Here is a 5634-nt window from a genome sequence, read left to right on the forward strand (position 1 = left end):
GGAACAGGAAAGCAATGATATGATGAAAATTTTGGGTTATTGACAATCTCCAGCTCCTTAGTAAAAAAAAAGCGCTTCCTTTAAGGGGAATCGCTTTTTTTTGTTGGATAGAACACTCAACACGCATGCATTTACAACTACTTATGTAGTTTTTTTAGTGATAAAAATAAGCTATGAAAATTTTTTCATAGCTTAAGTCAATTAACAATAAACCCAAAATAACCAAAGTTGTAATAGAAGGATTTGAACCTACCATGATTTCTCATCTCCGCTTCCCCTTCGGGGTATTACAATTACCATTTCTTCCGATTTGGTATTACAAATATACCTATAAATATTATTTTACAAAAGTATTCGATACTTTTTTATATTTTTTTTTTAACTACCCTAAATAACTAAAATAATTGAGATAACTATTAAAATTATAGTACTTACCATAAAATTTATTATCAAGTTTTAGAAAACCCTGCCAGAAGAAATTTGAAAATGTTTAATTTTTTTTCACCTATTTATCATTAATAATTATGAAATGGACATTAAAGCCCGAATGTTGCCAAATCGAAAAGCAATCTTGATTAGGAAACTCTAAATTATTCGTAAAACCCAGGTACTGTCCCCTATTCATTACTGAATAAATGAATTTTTAAGAAGAACAAGACCTGTTCAGGCCTTGAATCATTAAGCACACAAATTGAATCACCATGTAAATAGGAATTAAGTGCTTATTCATTCAAAAAATAGACTTTGATGAATCCATTCAATTAGGCTCATCCATGGAATTATAAAAAAAAAATTATTGAACCCAGCCCAAATTAAATTGTTTTTAAACACGGTTAAGTCATCACTGCTAACCCTTTTTAGCGCTTTCTAAGTTAGGAAAGGTAGTAGCATTATTTTTTGTTCGGGATTCCTACAGCTTCCACAAATTAAACCCCTCCCTAAACCTATCAATGACTGGTTTTTAAAACCAAGGGTAAGGAGCTAAGTGTCTTCAAAATGTTTATTCTCGGAATGATGATTTTTTCAAAACACTAAGTCGAACCCAGGTTATTGAGCGTCATTAAATGTTATTTTCCAGACATTGCCTCCTAACTTCCATCCCCCATATTCAATTACGTATAAATTTTCATCAATCAAAACAGCGTCTACAGGCTGGGTAAAACCGCTAGCTATTCTAAATGTATTCATTTTATAATTTTCTTCTTCTTTAGAAAATTGTAAATCTAACAGCAATAGATCTTCCCCTTCTGAAGTAAATGGTTGCATAAGTGCTGACTTATTGCCATTGGTATACCTAAGAACCATTGCTTTACCTTTATATTTACCCGGAAGTGCATGCCCATTATCAGAGACTAGACCCAGTGGAGAAGAGTGTGGAGTAAATGTCGTCATCCCCAGACCCAAATCTGATGCATCTTGAATTTCACCGGTGGTTTTATCCCTAAATTTATCAGCATCCGGACCATAATTCACTATACTTTTACCAAAGTTAATACCCTCAGGTTTTTTAGGAAACTGAGGATCATTGTAAAAATCATCCGGCCATGCTGCAGCCCCTTCATTTAAGAATGGATCCTTAGATGGGTCGGGAAACCAATCAGAATACTGCTGTGGTGTTTCCATACCGCCCATAATCCAAGGATAGCCATAATGAAAACCTTCTCGCACCCAATACATGTCCTCATTTTGGTCATAATCACCGGAGTTGACTACAGCCAAAAGTCGACCGTCAGGGTCTAATGTTAGGTCATAGGCATTCCTAAGGCCTTCGGCATATAGGTAACCATTATCCTTTAGGTATTTAAGATCATCGGGAAGCAGTAGGTTTTCTGCTTCAATGGGAATACGGAATATTTTAGAAGTAAGGGCTACATCACGCGCGTCGGGATAAGCTCCTAAATTATCTTGAACTTCTCCATGATCGGTTCGACTACCACTTACTACAAATATACTCTTCCCATCTTCACTCACCTGCAAAGCAGACCAACCATGGTCGAACGGAGTATTCGTCGTACCATATTCTGCGGTTGTAAACATCATGGTCACTTGGGCAAGGCCTGATTTATCCCAGTTTACCCGCACCATTCTTCCCAAAGTTCCTTTATCCTCGTTGACCCTAACATTGCCGGATAAAAACAATTGTCCATTGTGCATGGTGGCTCCTTGAAGCCTAGTAATTCCATGCGCTGACAATTCAAGCATCTTTTCCAATTGGTGTGGATCTTCCATAGGTAGCCTATAAACATCTCCTCCAATGGTGGCATACCAGATATATTGACCTGGCCCTTCCCATATTCTCACCACCCTGGGGACTACCTTAGTAAAATGTTCAATTTCCAAACCCGGCACAAGGGGTTCAGGGTTAATTGCATTCGCTTCACTAGACTGCATTTCATTAAGCTGCTGAATAAAGCTCACCAAAGCCCATCGTTGGTCTTCTGTCAATAGGTCCTTAAATGAAGGCATAACACCTTTACCTTCTGCTATTTTATAGAAAATTTCTCCACCCGATTGAGCTTGAACTGTTTCGGAAGTCAAATCTGCAGGCTGAGCACCCATTGCTTGCCCGGCCGCTCCATCACCCCTTCCTCCCGCCCCATGACATGTAGAGCAATAAATTTGAAATAAATTTTTTCCTTTTTCTATGCTATTATTATCTACATCAGGCTGTTGAGGCAATGCTATTGAATCAGGTACCAACCAAGAAGCTTCTGATATTACTTTATTTCCACTAGGATTTTGACAGGAAATAGTGGTCAACAAATAGCATAAAAATATCAATAGAAAACGGCCATTCATAATCTTGGGTTTATAATTAAATTATTCCCATAATTTAAAAAAATGTTGGTAAGATTATATCGTTTCCTAATTATTTCTGTAATAAAAGCAAAATTAATATCAGTCTTTACACTTTTCTTTCCCTTTTTTGTCAATGAATTACTACTTATTTCATTTTGAAACTAAGGAATGAACAATAAAAATTTACTAACTTGGATTACTCCGATATAAACAACACTTGTTATTGCAAATCATGAAAAAACTAGTAGTAACCATAATTTTATTGACCGGAATCAACCTTGTTTCCAAGGCTCAAATAGGTGCCAACCAATTTAATATTGGCTTTGATGCAGGAGGCGTGCTCAATGAATATTATCAATCCCAATTCCCGGCGGGCTTTGGGGCTTCCGTTAAAGGTTTATTGGGTATGGCCATGAACTCACAATTTTCAGTTTCAGGGCATTATTTGTATTTCCCTTTAAATTCAAATAATATTCTTCCAAAAGGCGAGAGCATAAGCTTACACCAAATCCCTGTATTTGTTGGATACAGAGTATATAGGGAATCTTTCTTCTTTGAACCCCAAATTGGTGCAGCATTATTGATCAACAGTAGCAAAAATCAATTGGGTAAAACCTCTTCCAATGACTTTGAATTTGCTTTTTCTGCAGAAATAGGATACGTATTTAATCAGTTAGAATTCAGTCTTCGGTATCAGCAATCAGGAGGCTCACCCTTTCAATTGGCTTTTTTGGGAGCCAGAGTAGCTTATGTCTTAGTTGGTATAAACTAGTTTCTCAATTTTCTTAAGTGCTCTCCATATATATATAAAATGCCTCTAAAAATCACTTAGAGGCATTTTATCTTTACTATAGTATTTTATTTTCGATCATTGATTTGACAATCAAAATATTTTGAAAGATTACAGCAAACCTTTCCTTAGCACATTTTTTGATTAAGTTGTATATACTGAATTGAACATCACATAATCAGTGGTAAGGTCTGATCCCCAGCCTGTAGCTTCTTGCTTTCCGGTATTTAGTTCTAAATGAACGATTATATGAGATTCTCTAAGTAGTTTTTTCATATAATTTTTATCAAATTTCGTCGGAGCACCTTTTAGAAGCACCTGAACTTGGCTGTCGGCATCTCCAAGGTACAAATTGGCTTTTTTATAATTAAAGCTGATACCTGCATTTCCACAGGCTGCAATAATTCTACCCCAGTTGGGGTCACGTCCAAACATGGCTGTTTTCACCAAAGTAGAGTCAGAAATAGCCCTGATAAGTTTCATGGCCACATTTTCAGAAATAGCCTTTGAGACCTTATACTCTATGAATTTTGATGCTCCTTCACCGTCAGAAACAATTAGCTTGGCCAAATGTGTCAAAAGTTCTTTCAGCTTCTCTTTAAATTTAAGGTATAGTGGATCCTCTTCACTGGTTATTTTTTCATTTCCGGCCATTCCGTTGGCTAAAATGGCTACCATGTCATTTGTAGATGTATCTCCATCCACGGTGATCATATTAAACGACCTGTCTACGCAATATTTAAGTGTTTTTTGCAGCAACTTCTCATCAATGGCTATGTCTGTTGCCAGGAAAGAAAGCATGGTTGCCATGTTCGGGTGAATCATTCCTGAACCTTTGGCCACACCACCAATTGCTATGGTTTTTCCTTCCCATTCAAAATCTACAAAACCCTCTTTAGCAAAAGTATCTGTAGTTAGGATTGCATTGGCTAAAAAAGAACCTGCCTTGGCATCGTTGGATAATTTTGGCACCGTGGTTTTGATTCCTTCCACCACATCTTCTGTAGGAAAAGGCTCTCCAATTAAACCTGTAGAGGCTACAATCACATCTTCCGGGGAAATTTTCAAGGCAGCAGCTACCGTATCGGCCATCGCTTCTGCTCCTTCTCTCCCCTGCTCCCCTGTACATGCATTGGCATTTCCCGCGTTGCAAACTATCACTTGGGCTTTGTTATTGGAAAGATTTCGTTGGGTAACCTTGATAGGTTCCGCCTGAACTTTATTTTGAGTTAGTGTAGCCGCAGCTGCCGCTGGTACTTCCGAAAATATGATGGCCAAATCCCTTCTCATTGATTTTACTCCGGAATGAGCCCCCCAACATTTAATTCCTTTTACACTGGTTATATTCTTAATCATTAGATATTTTTTATTTTATGGTTGCATTGGAACCTGTAGAAGACCAATGGATTCATTCAATCCCAACATAATGTTCATATTATGAACAGCTTGACCTGCTGCACCTTTGACCAAATTGTCAATTGCAGCTATGACAATTGCTTTTCCGGTTCTTTGGTCCCAAAATGGATATACATCTGCGTAGTTACTTCCCCTTACTTCCTTTATCGAAGGCGCTTGATTTCTCAATCTCACAAAGGGCTTATTCTTATAAAAATCCCTGTAAAGAGCGGTCAACTTTTCTTGGTCCATCTCTGTATCAATGGCTATATAAGAGGTAGCCAATATACCCCTATCAACGGGTAAGAGATGAGGCGTAAACTGTAAAATAACGGATTTTTTCAGTAAAAATGAAAGCTGCTCCTGAATTTCTACAGTATGCCTATGTGTACCTATTCCGTAGGCTTTGAAATTGTCATTCACATTGGAGAAATGGGTGGTATTACTGGCCTTGACTCCTGCACCGGTAATTCCTGACTTGGCATCAATTATCGCTCCTGCTGTATTGCCAATGCCGGCTTCAAATAAGGGTGCAAGGCTTAAAACAGAAGCAGTGGGATAACAGCCGGGGTTGGCTATTAAGCTAGCTTCACTTATGTCTTTATAATGCAATTCAGGCATTCCATACACAGCTTTGTCAAATCCTTTAT

Annotated in this window: 4 protein-coding genes; 1 reads left to right on the forward strand and 3 read right to left on the reverse strand. The window is 37.6% G+C overall.

Features of this window, described 5'->3' with window-relative positions; genetic code table 11:
* Positions 1-1047: 1047 nt before the first annotated feature.
* Complete coding sequence (locus tag AAC037_RS18585) at positions 1048-2799, reverse strand: c-type cytochrome (RefSeq protein ID WP_339904687.1); 1752 nt, start codon at positions 2797-2799, stop codon at positions 1048-1050.
* A 232-nt stretch (positions 2800-3031) separates the two neighbouring features.
* Between AAC037_RS18585 and AAC037_RS18590 the strand changes: the two genes are divergently transcribed.
* Positions 3032-3571, forward strand: a complete 540-nt coding sequence (locus AAC037_RS18590; protein ID WP_339904689.1) for a hypothetical protein — start codon at positions 3032-3034, stop codon at positions 3569-3571.
* A 162-nt stretch (positions 3572-3733) separates the two neighbouring features.
* Here AAC037_RS18590 and argJ read toward each other — a convergent pair whose 3' ends face one another.
* Both argJ and argC read right to left on the reverse strand, forming a co-directional pair.
* On the reverse strand, positions 3734-4945 hold the full coding sequence (gene argJ / locus AAC037_RS18595; protein ID WP_339904691.1) for a bifunctional glutamate N-acetyltransferase/amino-acid acetyltransferase ArgJ: 1212 nt from the start codon (positions 4943-4945) through the stop codon (positions 3734-3736).
* Between the two features lie 15 nt (positions 4946-4960).
* On the reverse strand, positions 4961-5634 hold a 674-nt coding region (argC, locus tag AAC037_RS18600; protein WP_339904693.1), incomplete at its 5' end, for an N-acetyl-gamma-glutamyl-phosphate reductase.

This window comes from uncultured Cyclobacterium sp. (genome assembly GCF_963976465.1).
Classification (GTDB): domain Bacteria; phylum Bacteroidota; class Bacteroidia; order Cytophagales; family Cyclobacteriaceae; genus Cyclobacterium.

What these genes read in the sequence shown, in the direction of transcription:
- AAC037_RS18590 (WP_339904689.1), top strand. Translation starts at nt 3,032, where the DNA reads ATGAAAAAACTAGTAGTAACCATAATTTTATTGACCGGAATCAACCTT.
- argJ (WP_339904691.1), bottom strand. Translation starts at nt 4,945, where the DNA reads ATGATTAAGAATATAACCAGTGTAAAAGGAATTAAATGTTGGGGGGCT.
- AAC037_RS18585 (WP_339904687.1), bottom strand. Translation starts at nt 2,799, where the DNA reads ATGAATGGCCGTTTTCTATTGATATTTTTATGCTATTTGTTGACCACT.